This window comes from Colwellia sp. E150_009 (assembly GCF_053543955.1).
Window position 1 is genome coordinate 95,409 of record NZ_JBHFOM010000006.1, and the last position, 20,451, is coordinate 115,859.

General features: G+C 37.1%; 24 protein-coding genes. 12 read left to right on the forward strand and 12 right to left on the reverse strand.

Translation table 11 applies throughout. The annotated features are described in order from the left end of the window. Positions 1 to 7 precede the first annotated feature (7 nt). The 8 genes from ACE1OF_RS04595 to ACE1OF_RS04630 all read left to right on the forward strand — a co-directional run bounded on the left by ACE1OF_RS04595 (position 8) and on the right by ACE1OF_RS04630 (position 6,726). The gene (locus ACE1OF_RS04595; RefSeq protein WP_448893063.1) at positions 8 to 397 is read left to right on the forward strand and encodes a response regulator; all 390 of its coding nucleotides are present in this window, start codon (positions 8 to 10) and stop codon (positions 395 to 397) included. Then, positions 378 to 2,099: a diguanylate cyclase gene (locus tag ACE1OF_RS04600; protein ID WP_448893064.1), complete on the forward strand. Its 1,722-nt coding sequence runs from the start codon at positions 378 to 380 to the stop codon at positions 2,097 to 2,099. The genes ACE1OF_RS04595 and ACE1OF_RS04600 overlap by 20 nt, the downstream gene beginning before the upstream one ends. 194 nt (positions 2,100 to 2,293) lie before the next feature. Then, on the forward strand, positions 2,294 to 2,902 hold the full coding sequence (locus ACE1OF_RS04605; protein ID WP_448893065.1) for a cytochrome c oxidase subunit 3 family protein: 609 nt from the start codon (positions 2,294 to 2,296) through the stop codon (positions 2,900 to 2,902). A 13-nt stretch (positions 2,903 to 2,915) separates the two neighbouring features. Further along, positions 2,916 to 3,173, forward strand: a complete 258-nt coding sequence (locus ACE1OF_RS04610) for a cytochrome C oxidase subunit IV family protein (RefSeq protein WP_448893066.1) — start codon at positions 2,916 to 2,918, stop codon at positions 3,171 to 3,173. Between the two features lie 22 nt (positions 3,174 to 3,195). Next, the gene (locus tag ACE1OF_RS04615) at positions 3,196 to 3,666 is read left to right on the forward strand and encodes a hypothetical protein (protein WP_448893067.1); all 471 of its coding nucleotides are present in this window, start codon (positions 3,196 to 3,198) and stop codon (positions 3,664 to 3,666) included. Between the two features lie 88 nt (positions 3,667 to 3,754). After that, positions 3,755 to 5,293: a nitric oxide reductase transcriptional regulator NorR gene (gene norR, locus ACE1OF_RS04620; RefSeq protein ID WP_448893068.1), complete on the forward strand. Its 1,539-nt coding sequence runs from the start codon at positions 3,755 to 3,757 to the stop codon at positions 5,291 to 5,293. A 276-nt stretch (positions 5,294 to 5,569) separates the two neighbouring features. After that, on the forward strand, positions 5,570 to 6,370 hold the full coding sequence (locus tag ACE1OF_RS04625; RefSeq protein ID WP_448893069.1) for a hypothetical protein: 801 nt from the start codon (positions 5,570 to 5,572) through the stop codon (positions 6,368 to 6,370). Next, the gene (locus ACE1OF_RS04630) at positions 6,367 to 6,726 is read left to right on the forward strand and encodes a hypothetical protein (protein WP_448893070.1); all 360 of its coding nucleotides are present in this window, start codon (positions 6,367 to 6,369) and stop codon (positions 6,724 to 6,726) included. Before ACE1OF_RS04625 ends, ACE1OF_RS04630 begins: the two co-directional genes overlap by 4 nt. Before the next feature lie 72 nt (positions 6,727 to 6,798). Here the strand turns inward: ACE1OF_RS04630 and ACE1OF_RS04635 are convergent, their stop codons facing one another. Continuing rightward, positions 6,799 to 7,197: a group II intron maturase-specific domain-containing protein gene (locus ACE1OF_RS04635; RefSeq protein ID WP_448893071.1), complete on the reverse strand. Its 399-nt coding sequence runs from the start codon at positions 7,195 to 7,197 to the stop codon at positions 6,799 to 6,801. Positions 7,198 to 7,712: 515 nt separating this feature from the next. Between ACE1OF_RS04635 and ACE1OF_RS04640 the strand changes: the two genes are divergently transcribed. Then, positions 7,713 to 7,946 (forward strand): CopG family transcriptional regulator, encoded by a 234-nt coding sequence (locus ACE1OF_RS04640; protein ID WP_448893072.1) that lies wholly within the window; start codon positions 7,713 to 7,715, stop codon positions 7,944 to 7,946. Further along, positions 7,933 to 8,196, forward strand: coding sequence for a type II toxin-antitoxin system RelE family toxin (locus ACE1OF_RS04645; protein ID WP_448893073.1), 264 nt, complete (start codon positions 7,933 to 7,935; stop codon positions 8,194 to 8,196). Before ACE1OF_RS04640 ends, ACE1OF_RS04645 begins: the two co-directional genes overlap by 14 nt. A gap of 392 nt (positions 8,197 to 8,588) precedes the next feature. Here the strand turns inward: ACE1OF_RS04645 and ACE1OF_RS04650 are convergent, their stop codons facing one another. Genes ACE1OF_RS04650 through ACE1OF_RS04665 form a run of 4 tightly spaced genes read right to left on the reverse strand, consistent with a single transcriptional unit; the run spans position 8,589 to position 11,478 of the window. Further along, positions 8,589 to 9,026, reverse strand: coding sequence for an Rrf2 family transcriptional regulator (locus ACE1OF_RS04650; protein WP_448893074.1), 438 nt, complete (start codon positions 9,024 to 9,026; stop codon positions 8,589 to 8,591). 12 nt (positions 9,027 to 9,038) lie between these two features. Next, entirely contained in the window at positions 9,039 to 10,217 is a 1,179-nt protein-coding gene (locus ACE1OF_RS04655) for a methyl-accepting chemotaxis protein (RefSeq protein WP_448893075.1), read from the reverse strand. 12 nt (positions 10,218 to 10,229) lie between these two features. Beyond that, positions 10,230 to 10,970 carry an EAL domain-containing protein gene (locus ACE1OF_RS04660; RefSeq protein ID WP_448893076.1) on the reverse strand — a complete coding sequence of 247 codons (741 nt, stop codon included), beginning with the start codon at positions 10,968 to 10,970 and terminating at the stop codon, positions 10,230 to 10,232. Next, positions 10,960 to 11,478: a hypothetical protein gene (locus tag ACE1OF_RS04665; protein ID WP_448893077.1), complete on the reverse strand. Its 519-nt coding sequence runs from the start codon at positions 11,476 to 11,478 to the stop codon at positions 10,960 to 10,962. The genes ACE1OF_RS04660 and ACE1OF_RS04665 overlap by 11 nt, the downstream gene beginning before the upstream one ends. 200 nt (positions 11,479 to 11,678) lie before the next feature. On the opposite strand from ACE1OF_RS04665, the gene ACE1OF_RS04670 reads away from it, so the two are divergent. Continuing rightward, on the forward strand, positions 11,679 to 12,821 hold the full coding sequence (locus tag ACE1OF_RS04670; protein WP_448893078.1) for a cytochrome P450: 1,143 nt from the start codon (positions 11,679 to 11,681) through the stop codon (positions 12,819 to 12,821). Between the two features lie 33 nt (positions 12,822 to 12,854). On the opposite strand, the gene ACE1OF_RS04675 is transcribed toward ACE1OF_RS04670, so the two are convergent. From ACE1OF_RS04675 to ACE1OF_RS04705, 7 genes are read right to left on the reverse strand one after another with little or no spacing between them, the layout of a single operon-like run. Next, the gene (locus ACE1OF_RS04675) at positions 12,855 to 13,163 is read right to left on the reverse strand and encodes a cytochrome C oxidase subunit IV family protein (RefSeq protein ID WP_448893079.1); all 309 of its coding nucleotides are present in this window, start codon (positions 13,161 to 13,163) and stop codon (positions 12,855 to 12,857) included. Positions 13,164 to 13,168: 5 nt separating this feature from the next. Beyond that, positions 13,169 to 13,738: a cytochrome c oxidase subunit 3 family protein gene (locus tag ACE1OF_RS04680; RefSeq protein WP_448893080.1), complete on the reverse strand. Its 570-nt coding sequence runs from the start codon at positions 13,736 to 13,738 to the stop codon at positions 13,169 to 13,171. Next, complete coding sequence (locus ACE1OF_RS04685) at positions 13,725 to 14,543, reverse strand: AAA family ATPase (protein WP_448893081.1); 819 nt, start codon at positions 14,541 to 14,543, stop codon at positions 13,725 to 13,727. Before ACE1OF_RS04685 ends, ACE1OF_RS04680 begins: the two co-directional genes overlap by 14 nt. Continuing rightward, positions 14,533 to 14,796, reverse strand: a complete 264-nt coding sequence (locus tag ACE1OF_RS04690; protein WP_448893082.1) for a hypothetical protein — start codon at positions 14,794 to 14,796, stop codon at positions 14,533 to 14,535. The genes ACE1OF_RS04685 and ACE1OF_RS04690 overlap by 11 nt, the downstream gene beginning before the upstream one ends. 55 nt (positions 14,797 to 14,851) lie before the next feature. Next, positions 14,852 to 16,735, reverse strand: a complete 1,884-nt coding sequence (locus ACE1OF_RS04695; protein WP_448893083.1) for a nitric oxide reductase activation protein NorD — start codon at positions 16,733 to 16,735, stop codon at positions 14,852 to 14,854. A 46-nt stretch (positions 16,736 to 16,781) separates the two neighbouring features. Further along, positions 16,782 to 18,182 (reverse strand): cbb3-type cytochrome c oxidase subunit I, encoded by a 1,401-nt coding sequence (locus ACE1OF_RS04700; protein WP_448893084.1) that lies wholly within the window; start codon positions 18,180 to 18,182, stop codon positions 16,782 to 16,784. Positions 18,183 to 18,191: 9 nt separating this feature from the next. Then, positions 18,192 to 18,638, reverse strand: a complete 447-nt coding sequence (locus tag ACE1OF_RS04705; RefSeq protein ID WP_448893085.1) for a c-type cytochrome — start codon at positions 18,636 to 18,638, stop codon at positions 18,192 to 18,194. A 349-nt stretch (positions 18,639 to 18,987) separates the two neighbouring features. On the opposite strand from ACE1OF_RS04705, the gene hemN reads away from it, so the two are divergent. Next, positions 18,988 to 20,388, forward strand: a complete 1,401-nt coding sequence (gene hemN, locus ACE1OF_RS04710) for an oxygen-independent coproporphyrinogen III oxidase (protein WP_448893086.1) — start codon at positions 18,988 to 18,990, stop codon at positions 20,386 to 20,388. Positions 20,389 to 20,451 lie beyond the last annotated feature (63 nt).

Below are 20,451 nucleotides of genomic sequence, written 5' to 3' on the forward strand. Positions count from 1 at the left end.
AGAGAATATGTTAGAACGTATCTTGTATGCTGAAGATGATGATGACATTCAACAAATTGCAATAATCGCATTAGAAGCGATAGGTGGCTTTACCCTTAAAGTCTGTAACGATGGTGCTGAAGCATTGGCAGCAATAGAGCATTTTACTCCCCAGCTATTGTTACTAGATGTAATGATGCCCAATATGGACGGGCCTAAAGCCTTTACAAAAATTCGTGAAATAGAGGCGTTTAAAAATACACCTACTATTTTTATGACTGCAAAAATACAACCTGAAGAAGTTAATCAATATCTTAAAATGGGGGCTAGTGGCGTTATTGTAAAACCTTTTGATCCTATGACATTAGCAGATCAAGTGCGCGATATTTGGAAAAAAAATGAAAAACAAAATGACTAAAAACAGCAAAAAAACCAATGGAAATATTGAAGAAACGGCCAAAACAAAGCCCAGTACCCAAGAGGCATTAACCGCTCTTACTAAAGCTGTTGCTAAAAATATTCCAAATAAAATTGCTGATATCAAGGAATGTTGGCAAAAACTTAAAACCAATAACAACCATACTGATGATATACAGTTACTTCATCAGAAAACCCATACTTTGGCTGGCACTATGGCTACCTACGGGTTTGAAGCCATTGCTGACAGGGCAAAAGAAATGGAGTTAATCGTACAAGCATTTCTTGAAAATACTACACAACCTTTCCCTTACTCTGAATTAGAGGCTTTGTTAGAGAGCATGGAAAAAGCTGCTGTTGTATGCTCCTACAGAAAGTTTGCCCAAACAAGTTCAATAACAGTTTCATTAACGCCCACCGAGACATACAACGCTAACAACAAAACTATTTATTTAGTGGATGACGATGAAGATTTTCTCAAAAAAATAGAATTACAAATAAGCAATTTTGGCTATGATGTTCTTAGCTTTTCAACATTAGCTGAGTTTGATATAGCCCTAAGAAAACAAGAACCTAGAGTCGTTATTATGGATGTGATGTTCAACGAAAAAAACAATGACGGCATTGAACATATTAGAAAGATTAATAGTACAAGAACCCACCCTTTAAAAACAATTTTTATCACAGGCAGTAATAATTTAAGTACGCGCTTAGGCGCTGTTCGTGCTAACGGAAAAGCTTATTTTACCAAACCAGTTTTAGTTGAGCAGTTAGTTGATGCACTCGACAAGCTAACACACCAACAAAAAACAGAACCTTTTCGCATTGTTATTGTTGATGATTCAGTTGAACAGTCAAGCTTTGCAGCCTTAGTCTTACAGCAAGCAGGAATGGAAACAAAGGAAGTGAACGGTCCTTTAGAATTATTAACTGTTTTAGCTGAATACCCCGCTGATTTAATTTTAATGGATCTCTATATGCCTGACTGTACAGGTCTTGAACTTAGTCAGGTCATTAGGCAAATTGATACCTATATAAACATACCTATTGTATTTTTGTCTCATGAAAAAGACTTAGGTCAAAAGTTAAGTGCTCTAAGTTTAGGTGGCGATGATTTTTTATCCAAACCAGTTAAAGCATGGCACTTAGTGTCTGCTATATCTAACAGAGTTATCCGTGGCAGAACTCTACGTAAATTTGCTGAAACTGACGGATTAACTGGGCTTTTAAATCACAGTAAGGTAACAGATCGATTTGAAATTGAACTTTCTCGAGCGAAAAGAGAAGGAAATCCACTTTCATTTGCAATGCTTGACCTTGACTGTTTTAAACAAGTCAATGATACCTACGGACACCCAGCAGGTGACCGGGTACTTAAAAGTTTAGCTAATTTACTAAAACAACGGTTACGCAAGTATGACATTGTAGGTCGTTATGGTGGAGAAGAGTTTGTGGTAATTTTACCCAATACCAACCTAGAAACGGCCCGAAATATTATGAATAAATTACGCATAGCTTTTAGCGAAATCAACCATAATCATGAAAATGGAACATTCAATAGTCAATTTAGCTGTGGTATTTCAGCCTTCCCTGACTTCACTAACACAATTTCTATTGGTAACGAAGCCGACAAAGCACTTTATGAAGCAAAGGAAGGAGGTAGAAATAAGGTTGTATGTAGAAAAAACAATCATAAGGAATAATATCTGCCAAGCTAGTTCATTTGCACTTTGATGTAGTCCATATAACACCATATTGATGACAAAATGACATCGAAAAATTACGCGCCATCTGAAATAAAACATAATACTCTGATATTTAACCACTTTATTTTTTGGAATGATTTTTGCTCAAGACTCTTTATAAATTAACATTTAATTTATAAAGTTGAGGACAAATGACTGCTATTGTACTTTTTGATAAGAACGTATCTGAAAATCATTATATAACCGAACAAAAATTACCTGGCGACTTTGCCATGTGGATGTTTATCGCAATGGAACTCAGCGTATTCGCAATTTTTTTCATTGCTTTTGCCGTAACTCAACGGCTACACAGTGACATGTTTACTTTAGGTAGATCAACGCTCAGTGCTTCCGTTGGTTTTTTTTGCACGCTCACTTTAATTGTTAGCAGTTATTTTGTTGCCTTATCGGTAGAAGCAATAAGAAAAAATAAAAACTTAGTAGCCAGTCGCCACCTAATTCTAGCGATGCTTGGCGCAACAATTTATTTAACCTTAAAATTATTTGAATATAACCATTTAATTAACCTCGGTTATGACTTATCAACTAATTCATTTTACACGCTGTATTTTTTCATCACAGGTTTTCATTTTATGCATGTATTGTTAGGTATGATTATTTTGGCTTATATGGGAGTAAAAGCACGAAAAAACAGCTATTCACCAACAAATTGTAATGGCTTTGAAGCAGGTGCTTCGTATTGGCATATGGTAGATCTTGTTTGGATAATTGTGTTTTTTCTTATCTACATCATTCACTAATTTAGGAAGTATTATGCCTCGCTTAATAAACAACATTCATTTCTCTGCTGTGGCGTTAATTTTATTAACATTAATCAGTACCTTATTGGCTCAATCTTTAATGCCTGTTAATTTACTTGCTGTATTGGTTACCTTATCTGTGGTGATAAAAGGTCAACAAATTGTTGATATATTCATGGAGTTAAAAAATGCGCCTACTAAATGGCGTTGGTTCCTGTTAAGTTATATTATTTTAATTCCAAGTATATTAGCCATCATCATATACATTTGAATAGTATTTTAAGGATATTCTCTTGAAAAAAAATTTACTTATATTCACCCTAAGCTTCATTTTATCAACCTTGACACATCACAAGGTAACTGCTGTAGAGCATGAACATCATGCTAGTGCCAGTGAGAAAGAATTATCACTAAACAAAGGTGATAAATGGGCGATAGACAAAAGCTTACATATAGGTATGACTAATATTAAAGATGAAATAGCCGAAAACCTACCAAGCATTCATTATAATAAATTTACAAATGAACAATACGCTACGCTAGCCATCACGTTAGACAAACACCTGAGCTTTCTTTTTGCAAATTGTCAATTACCACCATTGGCAGACGCGCAGTTACATACTTTACTAGCAAAAATTATACGAGGTGTTGACAAAATAAAGCACTCAGACAATAAAAAACAAGGTGCCGTGTTAATTATTCAGGCATTACAAGAATATCCTCACTATTTTGCTGACCCAAACTGGCAAAGTTTGAAACATTAATTAAGTTTTTCTGGGTCAATAAATACAACCCAATAAGATTCAATTATACTATGATTTCATTCTTCTTTTTTACATTGGAATATTACTGGTGCTTGAGAAAACGCTACTAAAAATTGCTTTAGATTTAAGCCTAAGTTTACCAAAAAAAGCCCATTATCAGCGGTTAATGCAAGCTGTGAATGAAGTAATGCACTGTGACGCTGTTGCTCTGCTAGAGCTACAAGGTGATGAGCTTGTGCCTGTTGCCGTTGACGGTTTATCCCCCGAAGTTTTAGACATGCGTTTTTTACCAGATGAGCATCCAAGATTAAAAGCCATTTTATCATCCCATAAGCCCATTCGCTTTGACGCTGACTCAAGCTACCCTGACCCATATGATGGCTTGCTGTCAATGGATCCTAAACGAGTACTTGACGTTCACGACTGCATGGGCTGTTGTTTATATGTGGAAGAAACCCTTGTTGGCGTGCTAACGCTCGATGCCTTGCAAGTTGGCGCATTTAGTGATGTTGATGATATTAGTGTGGCCACATTAGCTGCACTTGCTGCCGCCACTATTCGTAATGCCAATTGCATTGCAGGCTTAGAAAAAAGTAATGAGAAATCATTATGTTTAACACATGAATTAGTCAAAGACGCACACAAAGCCAAAGGGGATGGTTTTGTCGGTGAAAGCCCTAAAATGTTAGAGTTAAAAAATGAAATTCAAGTAGTGGCAAGTTCAGATCTATCCGTATTAATTACTGGCGAAACTGGGGTTGGTAAAGAAGTTGTAGCGCGTACAGTGCATGCTCAATCTCGCCGAAGTGAAGAAGCCATTGTGCAAATAAACTGTGCTGCTTTATCTGAAAGTATTGCCGAAAGTGAGTTGTTCGGTCATGTAAAAGGCGCTTTTACTGGTGCCAATAAAGATCGTATGGGTAAATTTGAACTAGCAAATAATGGCACTTTATTTTTAGATGAGATAGGTGAATTATCATTAAATACCCAAGCAAAATTACTAAGAGCACTGCAAGAAGGCGAAATTCAACGGGTTGGAGCTGATAAAAATATTTATGTTGATGTAAGAATTATTGCGGCAACTAACCGAGATTTATCAGAGGAGGTCGCCCAAGGTAGGTTCAGAGAAGATCTATACCACAGGTTAAGTGTCTTTCCACTTAATGTGCCTCCCTTACGAGGAAGAATTGATGATATTCCGCAGCTAAGCAATTTTATATTAAATAATTTAAAAGGCAAGATTGGCACTAATAATGTTAGGGTTAGTAAATCTGCAATGCATCAATTATTACAATATGACTGGCCAGGTAATGTTAGAGAATTACAACATGTACTGATGCGTGCGGCTTTAAGAGCCGTCGCTAGCGCAGAAGGTAAAGTAGGAATAATTGAACCCAAACATCTGGGGTTAGACTTTGTTATCGATAGCCCTAGCGATAATGCCAGTATTACGCCAGTAATTTCTACAGACAACAGATCATTTAACGATATCGTTGCAGATTTTCAACGACAATTAATTACACAGGCGATGGAAGAAAACGATCATGTTTGGGCAAAAGCGGCACGCCAACTTCAGCTAGACCGAGGTAATTTATATCGTCAGGCCAAACGATTAGGGTTAACCTAATTAAATCTACGCTTTAACAGATATTAAACACTACATCTAGTAGCTGGTTGGGCTAAGTGGATAGCCCTTATTAATATACAGTTTGACATGTTTCCGTGTTTCCTCCATAAATATGGAATAATTCATAGAGGATGCTTTTAATGGGTCTTAATGAAAGTTATAAAGTATTGATTTGTTGACTTTATAAAGATAATATTTATTTTTATGGCTGAACTCTTTTTAAGCGAAAATATAGAAAACGTCGGTCTAATAAGCTGTTAGCCGTACGGAGAGCATATGGATAACCTCGACCATTATAAAAAAATATTCAACAGTGTAGGCTGGTTTATTCCGACCTATGTGCCACTTGGTTTCCTGGGTGGTGTAGCCAAGCAAATTCAAGAAAATAAGGTATGTGAGAAAAGCTTAGCGCCGTACTTAGCCTTGATCTACTCGGCAGATAATTTGGCCGCCATGGTATCAGAGCGTTACCATGCAGTTCCTTATACCGACGAATATCAAGAAATTATTGCTGAGTCCGTTGAGGCTCACTTTCTCGGCCTCAACCATGTGGCCGTCTCTGGGCTGATGCCCGTAATTGAAGGTGCCGGGCGAAGGCTCGCCGACAGCCGTTCTGTAGTAGTAACGAGCATTAAAAGCGTTTTCCAGAATCTGGCGGTTGATTGTAAAAATGAGGTTGTAGCTAAAAATATTGGTGCTGTTGGTGAAATCATATCAATGATGGACGCATTCATTGAGCTTACCGATCAGAACTTATATATAAATTCAGACCACTATCCGTTAAGTGACAACACGAACCGTCACGGGATTTTACATGGAGCATTTGATGACGCAGATTACGGGCATCCGTTAAATTTTTACAAATCCATAGGGGCAGTTGATTTTCTTTGTTTTGTTTCAGCACTACGGGCGCCTGTATCTTGCTTTGCCCCATCTCCAACGGAATCGTCCAAGAGGCTAGCATCTTATTACAACCTATGTTCGCAGCTTGCACAGAAGAAACCAGCAGCGGCTAACAAAGCAATGCACGCGACGAGCGCGTGGTTGTGGCGTTATGTTTCTTTGAGGGTTTCGTGAAAATTTATACTTTAGTGGCATTAGCTGTATTTGGATCTATTTGCTTTTCTGGTGGTTTTTTTCTCGGTCAGCATACTTATTACGACGATAAATCTTTGGATCTATTAAAACAAGGATATATGGATTACTTGGATAATGCTTCTGAGTCTCAAAAACTTGGTAGTGATTTAATGTTAATCGACTTACTGAGAAAGTGTGAGACCGAGGATTGTTCTGGAGTCATAGATGAAGTATTTTTACCGCAAATTAGAGAAGTCGTGGATAAATTTGAAAATGGTGGTTACAAAGGTTTTCAACATATGCTGATAAAGTCAGATATTGAGAAAGCAAAGAAGTTGTTAGCACCCGAAACATAAATCGGGTAGCCGGAGGTTTCTACCCTCCAGCCCCCACACCACCCTGCATGCGGATCCGCACAGAGTGGTTCATTAACCATGATGGATTTTAATCCAGATATCCCTAAGTGATACTAAACCTGCATTAGCTAAATGCTCGTTGCTTAATGCCAGATTTATTCCTTTGGTTTTCGCACTACGCCAAACCCCTTTTCTTGTCGCTCCACAGCTCAACGCTAGCGCTAGTGGGACACCCCGTTTTAATAGATTATTCACTTTGGTTCTTGGCTTGCGCCATTGTCGCCAATAACACATTCCTATTCTTCGGCGGATCCATTGATCTAAATCGACACATAACTGATAACCGTTGGCAATGAGGAAATAGTTTCCCCATCCTCGTAAATATCGGTTAAGGCTGGCAATTTGCTTGCTCATGGCAATACCCCAATTTCTGTTTGTTAACGTGCGCACGCGGTGTTTAAATCGCTGCAATGAATTGCCATGTATATTGATACGCCCGTATTTGAAACCAAACCCTAAAAACTTGATCTCTTTTACCGCACCAACACGACTTTTCTTTTCGTTAACAATGAGTTTGAGAGTTTACTGTAAAAACAAGCTCATACTGGCTAAAACGCGTTCACCGGCACGCTTACTTTTCACTAAAATGGTGAAATCGTCTGCATAACGGGCGAAGTAATGTCCTCGTTTTACTAACATTTCATCAGCTCGCCTTCTTTACTAACAGAGAGGCTAGCGGCTTCCTTCAGATCATTCCTCACGGAAAAGCCCTTGCCATTCGCTAGTAGTTAGCCTTTAATAACAGTCAGTTACTTAAACGGTGATCTTCCTACAGAGGACTTTCACCTCATTAGTTCATACCCATGCTGGGCGTACCAAGTCACTTAAAAGGACAAAAAACAGTTGGCTTTTTGCAATATCGTGACATCATGACGCTATAGTGCTATGGTGCTATATGTTCTAGTCGAATTAATGGAGACATAATCATGAGTAACCTATCAAAACGTTCTACCGTTTACTTTGAGCCAGATATACATCAAGCACTAAAAATGCGCGCTGCTTCAGCTCATTTATCAATTTCTGAGTTAATAGATGAAGCTGTTCGTTTATTAATGCGTGAAGATCAAGAGGATTTAGCCGCTGTATCAGCAAGAGCCAATGAGCCTGATATTTCATATGAAGATTTATTAAATGATTTGAAGTCACATGGAAAAATATAGAATAACGTTTAAAAAGTCAGTGGCTAAAGATTTACGAGTTATACCTAAAAACGATATAAAAAAGATCCTAAGTATAATAGATACATTAGCTGTAAACCCTCGAGGTGAAGGTTGTATTAAACTTTCAGGGCAGGAAAATTATCGAGTTCGCCAAGGTTTGTATCGAATAGTGTATGAAATAAAAGATGATATACTTGTAGTTAATGTAGTAAGAATTGCTCATAGATCACAGGTGTATAAAAGCAACTAACAACTCAATTCAGTAGGACAAAAACAGTTGGTTTTGCTCCTGCGTCGCATAAAAGTGCAATTCAAGCTTATACAAAACTTGGTTTTTCTATGGCTGATTATCCAAATGAAATACCATTGGAAAATTGTTTTTATATGGTGAAAGTATAAATTCACCTAACAAATAAGAATAGGTGTCGCGCAGCCGTCACCTTATTCGGGTGTTGAACAAGCCCGAAACTCTACTTATATAGTAAATAGTGATTTATTTGTTGAAGGGATCACAAGCAATTACTTAATCGCAAGAAGCACGAAGTTAAGACGTAAAATATCGTGATTTTTCATCGGTTTATACCCATCACACTTCAAGAGGCAGGTTTTAACAGATATTAAACACTAAGCCAAAAACTACTTTTACAGTGCTTGGCTTGTAATCCAAAACTGATTAAGCTGCTGTTTATTGATAACGAGATCAGCCAGTGTGTAATTATCCATCGTTTTTAAAAAGGCCTCCATCGCTTTCGCTAATGCTTTTTTCAATTCACATACTCCCACTAGCTGACAGGAAGATGTTACACAGTCAACACCATCTAAATGGTTTTCTAAGTGCCTTATTACATCACCTATGTTAATTTTCTCTTGGGGTAAAGCTAAACAAATTCCGCCATTTCGCCCCCTTATGGTTGTTATATAACCATACTTACTTAGTTGCCCCACTATTTTTACCGTATGATTTTTTGAAATATTATATACTTGAGATATTTCAGACACACTACTAAGTTGTCCAACGGGTAAACTTGAAAGATACATGAGTGTTCGCAACCCAATATCAGTAAAAGCAGTAAGCCTCATCGTTCATTTTCCTTATTGAGTTTTAAATGTTGCAAGTTGTTCAACAATATTATCAGAAACATCATTTAAACGCTTACCTTGTATTTCTAAATCATTACAATCATTAGCATTTGAATTAGAAAGTTTTTTTAACACCTGTATTTCTTGAGAAACCTCAACAACCAGTTGATGAATATAACTTATATCAACATTATCATTAGCCTGATCTTTACTTTCTCCTTGCCCAATTAAATTTAAAATGCTGTCAATATTTTCACAAGCACTATCTATTTCTTTTTGGCTTGTACTTGAATGTAAAGAAAGATTACTTAGGTTTTTTGATTGTAATTCCATTTGTTCTCCTGCCTGACGCACAGCAGTAGAAATACCAGCAATAATTTGGTTAATTTGCTCTAAGCTATTTTGAGTTGACATAGCCAATTGTCTAACCTCATCAGCCACTACAGCAAACCCTCTGCCATGTTCCCCTGCCCGAGCTGCTTCAATAGCAGCATTTAACGCTAAAAGGTTTGTTTGGTCAGCAAGTGTATTAATAACCGACACCACGCCACCAATAGAGCTAACTTGCTCTGACAGTAATTCAAATTTATGACCAAGATTTTCGCTGCTCTCTACGTAAGTTTCAATAATATTGGCCATACCACTCATAGCGTCATTAGACTGTTGCAAACCTTGTCTGGTTTTACATACCTGTTCTTGAGTTTGTTCTGCTTTAGTCTGTAAAGCAAAAGACTTCTCATCCAATATTTCAAATTGCAAAGCAATATTGTCTACACGCTGGTCTTGAACTTGAATACGCTCAGCTATATTGTTGGTTTTAAATGTCAATGCATTAGCAATTTCATCTGAGGTATTTGCTTGAGTTTGAATGTCTGTTAACGCATTTTTCACATTGAGCCTGAATGAATTTATAACATCTAATATTTTACTCATTTCACTGTTGTAATTACTATTCACTTTACATTCTTGTGACAAATCTTTGGTTTCAAATATGCGTAAATATGTCGTTATTTCATTTAATGAATCTACTCCCCAAAATTTTTCATCTAAATCATGAATAATCAACAAAACAACAATAGTGTATTGTATTAATTGTGAATAAAACTGTTCGGTAAATAATAACGCATTAATAAACAGTAAAATGGCACTTAGCCAATGAATTGATCGCATTCTTAAAAAAAGTGAACGCATAATAATCTCCAGTTAAATAAAGGTTGTAGAAGGAAGTGCTGATAATTTTTGGGGCAAGGCATACAAAAACCCTTGTATTAAATCAACCCCAGACCAGCGAACAAAATCAGATTGAATTGTGCTTTCAATCCCTTCTGCAACAATGATGCACCCTGTAGATGAGCACAAGTTAACTATTTCACGATAAAAACTAGTTGCCCAAATATCAGTTGGAACACGTTCAATCAGTTTGATATCTAATTTAATAATATCAAACGGTGTTTGGCTTAAACGTGATAAGTTTGAATAGCCTGAACCGAAATCATCCATCGCAATCATAAATTGCATTTTTTTTAGGTGACGAACTCGCTCTAATACAATATCGCTTTTAATATCATTTTCACAAATCTCTAACACTAAAGCATGCCTTTGTTCTGGACGTAAAGGTTCTAATGCATTGTTACACAGTTGCTTAAATAAATTTTCATCTTCAATTAATGATCCTGCTATATTTATCCAACTTGTACTTTGCCCTACATTGGTTATGTTGAATTGGGTAATGTCTTGAATTTGTTGACATGTCATATTCAATAATAAGGTTGGGTTTTCAAATAAAAAAGGAACAAGATCAACCATAGGAATAGGCGTGTTATCATGCGATAAAAAACCTCGACAAAGCACCTCTTTACCATACACAGTATCAAGTGACGCTGTAATTAGGTTTTGAGTATACCAAGTCAAATAAGCCTTATTGCCAAAATAATTAAATTTCATCTTCATGCCCTTTTTCTGTCATTTGAGAATAAATAAAATCCTCATCATTTAATCTGTTTTTTATTTCATCAAGAAAATAAATAATCCGTTCACTTTGACTATCTGTAACTAAGCAATTACCAAAAGATAGTTTCAATGAATGAACATAGTCAGTTGTTGCCCTGCAGATTTTAAATAGTGCATCAAATCCCTCGTTTAGGTAATTTCTTTGCTGTGATAACGCCTTAGTTTCCGTCAACATTGGTAGTAAAAATTGCGCCTCTAATTCAAGGTGCGTGAGTACTGCTTTGGTTAATTTCTTTAACTTGACGTCGAGTTGAATCAAATTACAGCTATTGGTGTTTAAAAGTGAATTAACAGCACCAATTTCAAAATCTAACTCAATATGCTGAGCCATGAGTGTTTGTGCCCATGGTGAAAAAGGCCACTTACTCAACTCTGTTTTGCTAGTACAAGGCGTCATGGTTGACTTACTAATCTTATTTAGAAAAGAAACAATATTTGTCACCGTAGTAAATCCTTAATAACTCAAGTTGCATTTGAAATGCATATTATATAACATGCATTTCAAATGCAACTTTATTAATTAAAAAGATAAAATTAATGTTATTTATTTAATCAATAGAGTTGCCGGACAAACACACAAATTTTCTATGAAGTTTATGATGAGTTTTTATATAATCATCTTTTGAATATAAAGGAGTTCACATGAGCGATCACATGCCAGACGATCTTTCTATCCAAGGTAAAGATTTACGCGCTTTCACTGATACATTACGCGTTAAACATCCCGTTATTAAAAACATGCTAGGTGAATGGGTATTGCTCAAACATGCTGATGTGGTAACGGCAGCACTTGATCATGAGCGATTTTCGAGCAAAGTTTCTCAACATCTCCATATACCTAATGGGTTAGACGGAGAAGAGCACAGTGACTATCGAAAAATTATTGAACGATATTTAACTCCAAAAGCACTGACACCGTATATTCCCGTTTTTGAGCAAACCGCTACCCAGCTCATGAATGAATTACCCCTAGATATTACCTTAGATGCAGTAAATGACATCGGCGCTGTCTTTGCGGTACGTGCTCAATGTAAATGGTTAGGCTGGCCAGCAAAGCTAGAACCTAAATTATTAGCATGGATGGAAAAAAACCATGCAGCTACCCGCTCTGGTGATCGGTCAAAGATGGCTGATGTGGCAGAACAATTTGATGATATTATTCATTCAGTTATTGCTCCACGTCGTGCCGTTGGTAATAACAACTTTGATGATGTTACCAGCCGACTTTGCCAAGACACTATTTACGGTAGATTATTAACAGAAGAAGAAATTACCTCAATTTTACGTAATTGGACTGGCGGTGATTTGGGCTCTATTGCGTTGTGTGTTGGTGTTATTGTGGCTTATGTTGCGCAAAATCCTGAGTCGATAGACTACCTTCGTACAGCAACTGCAACAAAAATTGATGCCTTTATTAATGAAGTATTACGTTTAGACGATCCCTTCGTATCAAACAAGCGCATTACCACCTGCCCAGTAAAAATTGGTGGTCAAAACATTCCAGAAGGCGCACGAGTTAAACTCAACTGGACGTCAGCTAATCGTGACGAAGCCGTTTTTGATAACTCCACCTTTGAACCACAAAAAAATGCGGATGCAAATCTTATTTATGGCATAGGAAAACATGTTTGTCCTGGTCGATTACTGGCAACATGGGAACTAAGAATAGCATTACAAGCACTGCTTGCCTCGGTAAATACAATTACCTTAGCGCCAAACCAACCATTAGAGCGTGAAGTTGCGCCTGTTGGCGGTTATAACAAGGTACCCATTATACTTAGCTAAACTTATTGAGGCTAGATCAGCGCTAAATTAACGCTAAACACCGAGAAATGATACCTGTGAATATGCCACGATTCCACCTACTAAGGTTGTCATGGCATAAAAATAACCTTTTATAATTTTTCTAAAAAGCGGCGCAGCATGCTTAAGCCCCATAAATTCCTCAATTATCCAATGCCCTTTCATCATCACTATCGCACAAACAAAAACCGTCGCGATAACCGCAGTATTTTTGGTTTCTGCAATAATAGCACTGATTAATGTTAATCCTACAAGACGCAGCCAAATATTAAATGTTGTTTCGGTTAAATAGCGTTTTATTCGCTCATACTGATTAGTTTTCAATGTCTTTACCTCAATACATATAACAATGGAAAAATAAGAATCCAAACAAGATCAATCATATGCCAATAGCTTGCAGCACTTTCTAAGCCTTCATAATTAGATTTATTGTAATAGCCTAACGCAGTCAGTATGGTGACAAAAATGATAGTGCACGTGCCAATTAATACATGGAGCAAATGATTAAAGGTAATGTAATAATAACTGGCAAAATAATAGTTAGTGCGAGGACCAATGCCAGCCTGCTCATTTAAACGATACTCCCACGTTTTAATACCGCAATAGGTAAGGCCAGCAGAAATAGTCAGCAATAACCAAAACACCGTTCGCTTTTTATCATCACGTTTTATAGATTGCATAGCGCGGGCAACAAAAAAACTACTACTGAGTAAAACCAGCGTATTTAATAAACCTGTGAATATCGGTATGTGCGTAGGGCCTTGATAAAACTCTACGGGGTAGTAGAGTTTTGCCAGCAAAAAGGCGATAAAAAAGAAGCCAAATTCAGTTAATTCTGCATAAATAAAAATCCATGCAGCTACCGAGCCAGGCACTTTTATTCTATTAACAGTAAGCACTAATCACCTTTTTTAATGCACTAATAGTTTCAGGCTCATCACTCAAAGGTTCAACAATACAATACTGGTACGCTTTATTAATAGGGCAGCCCGACTTGATCATTTTTGCGGCGTAAATTAACAAGCGTGTTGACGCTGCCGCTTTAATGTCTATATCACTGAGCCTACGCAAGTCGGTTGCCAAAGCAACTAATTGCTGGGCATTTTGATAAGAAACACCTGTTTCAGTAATAATAATATCGATTTCTTTCTCAACACTCGGATAATCAAAGCTCAGACTAATAAAGCGTTGCCGAGTACTAGGTTTTAAGCCTTTTAATAAACTTTGATAAGACGGATTGTAAGAAATAATCAGCATAAAATCTTTATGCGCTTTAATGACTTCACCCGTTCGCTCAATGTAAAGTTCGCGTCGGTGATCAGTCAATGAATGCAATAATACTGTGGTGTCTTTTCTGGCTTCAATTATTTCATCTAAATAACAAATGCCGCCTTCTCGCACGGCTTTTGTCATAGGTCCATCTTGCCAATAGGTGCCGTTGCTATCAATTAAATGGCGGCCTATTAGATCAGCAGCACTGAGATCATCATGGCACGAAATAGTATAAAGCGGCTGCTCAATTTGTTGTGCCATATACTCAACAAAACGGGTTTTTCCACAGCCCGTCGGTCCTTTTAGCAACAAAGCAAGATAATTGCTACGTGCAAAATGAAACATATCAATTTCGTCGTCTTGTGCTTGATAAAATGCTGTGTTTAACACAGGGGCTTTTTCTAGCGTCTGAGCCAATGAACTAGCTTGCATTGTTTTCTCCTAATATGGCGTTAAGATCATGAGATTGATAAACACAATTAAGCTGCATAACACAATCTAACAAGGCTTCACTGTTCTGTGGATGTTGTAATGAATACGACAAGATAAGGTGTCTATTTTTATCTAAACTGAGTTTAGACAGTGTGTATTCAAAGCAATGAATCACTCTATCGGCTGTTCTCCTAGCTATTCTATTTAATAAAGAAGTGTTATCTTTTGGCTGATGATATAAATTTATTTGCATAATAATCTCCTTAGGAGCTCGGTTATTTACACGCTTAGCTGTGTGCTAGTTTTAACTAGCCAAGGGTTAAGTTGGCATAAATTTTAGGTAATATTTTGGCAAGCTGACTCGCATCTTGAACAATGGCAAAACCATGCTGGCCAAATAAGTAAGGCAAATAGTCGTTGCCTTTTTTGTCTATGGTCACGCAAAAAGGGGTTAAGCCTAATTTTTTTGCTTCGAGTATTGCTTGGCGCGTATCTTCAATACCGTAGCGACCTTCATACTGGTCAAGATCGTTAGGTTTACCATCTGACAGTAATAATAAAATTTTATCTTTAGATGTTTGTTCACTTAAAATTTGACTAGCTTGTCGAATAGCAGCGCCCATGCGTGTATAAAAACCCGGTTCAATACGAGCAATTCGCCCTCTGACATACTGGTCGTATGGCATGGTAAAGTTTTTAATAATATGAAAGCGCACATGATTATTACGAATAGACGAAAAACCATAGATAGCAAACGGGTCTGCTAATGAATGTAAGGCTTCTGAAAAAATTAACAGTGCCTCTTGAATACTATCAATAACTTTTTGCTCGTTATTAACATAACACTCTGTTGATAGCGATAAATCCGCCAGCAATAAGCAACTAACATCTCTATATTTGTGTTGATTATCAATGTAAAAATGTTGTTGATTACTGTCTTTAACAGGTTTGGTGTAATGATCTATCCAAGCATCTAAGTCTATTTCGTTGCCCGTTAACTGGCCTTTTTTCGGACGATTAGAGATAGCCAACATAGATAATAATTGCTGCACTTGCCGCGCTAATGTTTGTTGGTTAGCGCTGAGTTCAACGGGCGCTATTTCATCAGCTATCATCACTTGTAAGTTGCATACATTAGCGATCAATTGGTTTTTTTTATAATGCCATTCAGGTAGGGGAATGCCCTTACCTAAGCATAAATCATCATTTTCTTCTGCGGGTAAATCTAAGTTAAAACGAATACCTGCAGCACCCGCTTTTCGCTGCCTTGATAGATTGATGACGTCCATGTCTTTGGCTATTTGATCTACATCGTCTTCTTGGTTTTCAGATTGGCTACGATCTAAATCTATTTGTTCTGTCCAGGTTGATAATGCTTCCGCTTGGAACATTAGTAACCCGTCTGTCGCTTTTTCTTCATCAACATATTGCGCTTTTTTACGTTGTTTTAATTCTTTAATTTCTTTTTTAGATGCCGATTCTTTACGGTTTTCATCATTAGGATCATATGACGCTGGCTTGTTTATACCTTCTACGAGTGCAGGATATATCCAAAGCATATTGGGGTAGGGTTGTGACACCGTTGTAGCCAGTGAAGAAATATACTTTTCACCCTTTAAAGCCAACTGAATATTTTGTTCATTAGTACTATTAACTGGGTCTAACGTGTCGCAGTTGGGTCGTGTTAATAGGTAAGCGTCTACTAATTGATAATATTGTTTTTTTAACCCGGGATACTTTGCTAATATTTGAGCGGTAGATTGTTGATTATCACCTAACCAATGTGTCATTTTGGGCATAAATGCCGCTAAGGCGACCAGCCAAAAGTACAAAAATTCATTCAGTGATGACTCAGGAAAAAGTGCAATGTGTGGCGGCAGACGAAGAGTCGATTCATTTTGCCAAGCAAGATAAAAACGCTGATGACTGCCAGCAATTTTTTGCATGGTTGACCGTTTTATTTTGACACGACGAGGCTCACAGGGTTCAAATGTTTTACTACTATCGCCCCCCAAAGATCGATAAAAAATCTGTAACTGTGATTGAATATCGTCTAATTTAATGACACTATCAGGAAAGTCGGTCGACACTTGGCGTGTTAACCATTTATCCCAAAGCTTTCCAACAACTTCTTCCATTTTAACCTCGATAGTCGTTTTAGTATTAGTGCAAGCAGCATCAATTAAGTCCATTTAATTAATGCTCTGATTAGGGTTAGGTGTCAGTAATGAAACTCACCTAACTCGCGTTAACTTGTTCGCTTTGTGGCTCGTGTTCACCCACAAAGAAACTAACGAAATAAGCAACAAGACCCGCAGCAAACGTCACACCAAAGGCAAGCCTAGCCCAATAAAAAGACACAAGCTCATCTTGGCTCGACATAAAGCTTAAAGCATCACCTGATGCTGGCAGGCGTTGTAACGCTACTTGCCATGCTCCAGCGGCAGTAAGTGCGAGTGTAATACCGCACATGGAAATACACATTAACCAAAAACCAATGTATTCAACTTTTTGTGCTTTTTCGCAATTTCCTTTCGGACGTCCTCGCATAATGGGCATGGCGTAAGAAATGACACACATAACCACCATGGCATAGGCTCCAAAGAAAGCTAAATGGCCATGAGCAGCAGTGAGTTGTGTGCCATGTGTGTAGTAATTTACGGGAGCAAGGGTATGCAAAAATCCCCATACACCAGCGCCTAAAAAGGCCATAACCGCAGTACCTTTTGCCCAAGTAATAGCAATTTTATTGGTATGTTCAATACGACGTTCATTCACCATTTTAAAGGCAAACAATACCATCATGAAAAAGGGCACAGGCTCTAAGGCTGAAAAGATTGAACCCATCCACAACCAATATTCCGGTGCGCCAATCCAGAAAAAGTGATGACCCATACCAATCAAACCAGAAATAAGTGCCATCGCAATAATGACATATAACCATTTTTCAATATGCTCACGGTCAACCCCAGTTACCTTGATCAAAACATAAGCAAGTAAAGCACCCATGATTAATTCCCAAACACCCTCAACCCATAGGTGAACAACAAACCACCAGAAGAATTTATCAAGTGCCAAATTAATGGGGTTATAAAATGAAAATAAGAAAAACACCGCTAAGCCAATTAAGCCAGTGATTAACACCATATTAATAACGGTTTTACGGCCTTTAAGAATGGTCATGCCGATATTAAAAACAAAAGACAAGCAAACAATAACTATACCTATTTTGGCAATGGTAGGTTGCTCTAGAAACTCACGCCCCATAGTGGGTAAGAGTTCATTGTGAGTTAATTTGGCCAATTCAGCATAAGGCACAAATAAATAACCAGCGATAACCGCAACACCTGCCGCAGCAAATACCCAAAAGGTAATTTTGGCTAATTTAGGACTAAATAAATCAATGTTCGCTTCTTCGGGCACTAGGTAGTAACTTGCCCCCATAAATCCAAACAGCAGCCAAACTATTAGCAAGTTAGTGTGTACCATGCGGGCAACATTAAATGGAATATAAGGAAAACCAACATCGCCATTAATATATTGCATGCCCATTAATAGCCCAAAAACAATTTGACCCGCAAAAAGTAGTAAAGCAAAAATAAAGTAGGGTTTTGCAACCTGTTGTGAAGTAAATTTCATTTTTTAATATTATCCTTCAATGTTTGGTGGCCAGTTATTATCATCAATTCGTGATGTCCAAATGAGGAACTCTGCTAAGGCATCAGTTTCCTCTTTGGTTAAATTAAATTGCGGCATTTTACGACGCTTAGGAATGTCCATTGGTTGTGCATTAATCCAACCATTAAGATAAGCTTTAAACGCTTCTTCGTTACCAGCGCCCCGGCGGTCAAAAACATTGGCAAGTTCAGGGGCATAATAAGCACCTTCACCCATTAAACTATGACAACCGATGCAATTATTATTTTCCCAAAGCTCTTTACCCTGTATTACAGCGGCGGTGATATTCTCTCGGTGATCTCGTTTAGGCAGCTGCCGAACGGTATCTAGCGTTAAGCCAAAGAGTAAAAGTACAAAGAAAAAGCTGCCGCCATAGTAAATATTTCTGGCCATGCTTTTAGTAAATTTTTCTGCCATTGATAGCTCCTAATAAAATGTAATAACAACAACGATAGGGCAATCAATGTGCCAACTTGTAACTTACTGTTTTAAAATGAATTTATTTTATATTGTTTTTTCCTTAATTTGATTTGATGTATAAAAGACAACAATATGATGTCTTTTTAAAAGTGTTTTTCTCAAACTATTATTTTATTCAAATGGTTTTTTATTAGTGGGTAATAATAAAAAACATCACCGTGTTAAATTAACAACATCACAAGTAAATTTTTTATCATAAAAATTAAAAACCCTTATTAATCAATAGCTTTTTATGTTGGCGTTATATTTGCTATTAGATAGGTTTTAAGACAATAAGTGATACTTTATGAGTACAATAATAAATTTTGATGCTGACATGATTCGAAAATATGATCGACATGGTCCTAGATACACCTCTTACCCAACCGCAGTACAGTTCAATAGTGAGGTTAACAGCGACATATATATTGAGGAATTAACAAAAAGTAACCAAAGTAACAAATCACTTTCTTTGTATTTTCATATCCCTTTTTGTAATTCACTATGTTTTTATTGCGCATGTGCAAAAATTATTACCAAAAAACCTGAGCGTTCGATCCCTTATTTAGAAAGAATTTACAAAGAGTTGCGTCACCAAGCCGCATTGATAAGCCCTGAACGCGTTGTGGAACAATTGCATTTTGGTGGTGGTACACCAACATTCCTTAGTGACGAGCAATTTGAGGAAATTTTCGACCACATAAGAGAAAACTTTAATTTAGCGCCTGTTGAAGAGCGAGAATTCTCAATTGAAATTGACCCTCGAGCCGTCAGAGCCAGTACTATTCCTGTATTACGTAACCTTGGATTTAATCGTATTAGTTTAGGTGTGCAAGATTTTGATCCCAAAGTACAAAAAGCCGTCAACCGTATTCAGTCAGTAGAACAAACTTTTGATGTAATAGACTCAGCAAGAGCCGTTGGCTATAAGTCAGTCAGTGTTGATCTTATTTATGGTTTACCGTGCCAAACAGTAGACAGCTTTAAAACAACGTTAGATTTAGTTATGCAAAAACGACCTGATCGGTTATCAATTTATAGCTATGCCCATATGCCACATAAAGTTAAATCTCAACGTACTCTGAATGCCGCAGACTTGCCTGATGCCGCTACTAAGCTAGCTATTTTTGAGATGACGGTGAATTACTTACAAAATGTAGGTTATGTTTATATTGGTATGGATCATTTTGCCTTACCTGATGATGAATTAACACACGCTAAACAAAACGGTACATTACAGCGAAATTTTCAAGGCTACTCCACCCATGCTGATAGTGATCTCCTTGGTTTTGGCATGACCTCAATTGGTCAAATAAATGATTGTTTTATTCAAAATCAGGCAACAGAAGACGCTTACTTTGCCGATATTGATAGTGATGGTTTAGCGGTAACCAGAGGGTATCGTTTAAATAAAGATGATTGTATTCGTCGCGATATTATTCAGTCATTAATGTGCCAAAACAAGGTGTCTATCAATGAAATAAATAAGCAATACAATATTAATTTTTTTGACTATTTTGAAAAAGAAATTACGGCACTATTTCCTATGGTGGAAGATAAACTGCTTACCTTTAATGAAAAAGAAATTTCTATAACCCAAGCAGGTCAATTGCTACTGCGTAACATTGCTATGATATTTGATGCTTACATTGAACCTATTGATGATAAAACACTCAACAGTAATGTGATATTTTCTAGAACGATATAACAACATGGTAGATAAAATATTAAAATACCCATTCGATGTTAAAAAGACATCAGATGTGATTCA

Bases quoted from the DNA above. Each gene is read 5' to 3' on its own strand.
- ACE1OF_RS04595 (WP_448893063.1), top strand. From the start codon at position 8: ATGTTAGAACGTATCTTGTATGCTGAAGATGATGATGACATTCAACAA.
- ACE1OF_RS04600 (WP_448893064.1), top strand. From the start codon at position 378: ATGAAAAACAAAATGACTAAAAACAGCAAAAAAACCAATGGAAATATT.
- ACE1OF_RS04605 (WP_448893065.1), top strand. From the start codon at position 2,294: ATGACTGCTATTGTACTTTTTGATAAGAACGTATCTGAAAATCATTAT.
- ACE1OF_RS04610 (WP_448893066.1), top strand. From the start codon at position 2,916: ATGCCTCGCTTAATAAACAACATTCATTTCTCTGCTGTGGCGTTAATT.
- ACE1OF_RS04625 (WP_448893069.1), top strand. From the start codon at position 5,570: ATGGATAACCTCGACCATTATAAAAAAATATTCAACAGTGTAGGCTGG.
- ACE1OF_RS04640 (WP_448893072.1), top strand. From the start codon at position 7,713: ATGAGTAACCTATCAAAACGTTCTACCGTTTACTTTGAGCCAGATATA.
- ACE1OF_RS04645 (WP_448893073.1), top strand. From the start codon at position 7,933: ATGGAAAAATATAGAATAACGTTTAAAAAGTCAGTGGCTAAAGATTTA.
- ACE1OF_RS04650 (WP_448893074.1), bottom strand. From the start codon at position 9,026: ATGAGGCTTACTGCTTTTACTGATATTGGGTTGCGAACACTCATGTAT.
- ACE1OF_RS04655 (WP_448893075.1), bottom strand. From the start codon at position 10,217: ATGCGTTCACTTTTTTTAAGAATGCGATCAATTCATTGGCTAAGTGCC.
- ACE1OF_RS04660 (WP_448893076.1), bottom strand. From the start codon at position 10,970: ATGAAATTTAATTATTTTGGCAATAAGGCTTATTTGACTTGGTATACT.
- ACE1OF_RS04670 (WP_448893078.1), top strand. From the start codon at position 11,679: ATGAGCGATCACATGCCAGACGATCTTTCTATCCAAGGTAAAGATTTA.
- ACE1OF_RS04685 (WP_448893081.1), bottom strand. From the start codon at position 14,543: ATGCAAGCTAGTTCATTGGCTCAGACGCTAGAAAAAGCCCCTGTGTTA.
- ACE1OF_RS04690 (WP_448893082.1), bottom strand. From the start codon at position 14,796: ATGCAAATAAATTTATATCATCAGCCAAAAGATAACACTTCTTTATTA.
- ACE1OF_RS04695 (WP_448893083.1), bottom strand. From the start codon at position 16,735: ATGGACTTAATTGATGCTGCTTGCACTAATACTAAAACGACTATCGAG.
- ACE1OF_RS04700 (WP_448893084.1), bottom strand. From the start codon at position 18,182: ATGAAATTTACTTCACAACAGGTTGCAAAACCCTACTTTATTTTTGCT.
- ACE1OF_RS04705 (WP_448893085.1), bottom strand. From the start codon at position 18,638: ATGGCAGAAAAATTTACTAAAAGCATGGCCAGAAATATTTACTATGGC.
- hemN (WP_448893086.1), top strand. From the start codon at position 18,988: ATGAGTACAATAATAAATTTTGATGCTGACATGATTCGAAAATATGAT.